This is a genomic window from Rhodococcus sp. IEGM 1408 (assembly GCF_033142235.1).
Lineage (GTDB): Bacteria > Actinomycetota > Actinomycetes > Mycobacteriales > Mycobacteriaceae > Dietzia.
This window is the reverse complement of sequence record NZ_JAWLRW010000061.1, coordinates 1-503: the sequence shown is the minus strand read 5'-3', so window position 1 is coordinate 503 and position 503 is coordinate 1. Positions and strand designations below refer to the sequence as shown.

At 67.2% G+C, this 503-nt stretch carries 1 protein-coding gene; it reads right to left on the bottom strand.

Annotated elements, in window-relative coordinates; translation table 11 throughout:
• Positions 1 to 87: 87 nt before the first annotated feature.
• Positions 88 to 503, bottom strand: a 416-nt coding sequence (locus R4P08_RS18505; RefSeq protein WP_317815323.1) for a GNAT family N-acetyltransferase, incomplete at its 5' end; no start/stop codon positions are given.

Genomic DNA, 503 nt, shown 5'->3' with positions numbered 1-503 from the left:
ACCCCAACCCACCCGACAACCGCGACCCCGAAACAGAACCCACAGCCGAAGACACTGCCGAGCCGCCGTTCTAGACGGTGCGTTCGCTCAGACAGAACCCTGGGGCTTCGGCGCGGGCGTTCGAACCAATGTCAGACGCGAGGTACGACGCAACTCGAATCCAATGGAGAGATAGAGCTCGATGGCGCGCACGTTCGCGTCCGACGCATGCAGGAACGGCTCCTCGCCGCGGGCGCGAATACCGTGGCCGACCGCTCGAACCAGGTCGGTGGCCAACCCCTGCCCACGGAACGCCGGGTCGGTACAGACGGCACTGATCTCCGTCCACCCCGGTGGATGCATGCGCTCGCCTGCCATCGCGATCAGCGCGCCATCGCGTCGAACACCGAGGTACGTGCCGAGTTCGATGGTGCGGGGCAGGAACGGCCCGGGCTCGGTGCGGCCCACCAGATCGAGCATCTCCGGGACGTCCGCTGCTGTCAGCTCCACCGCCTCGGCGAAGG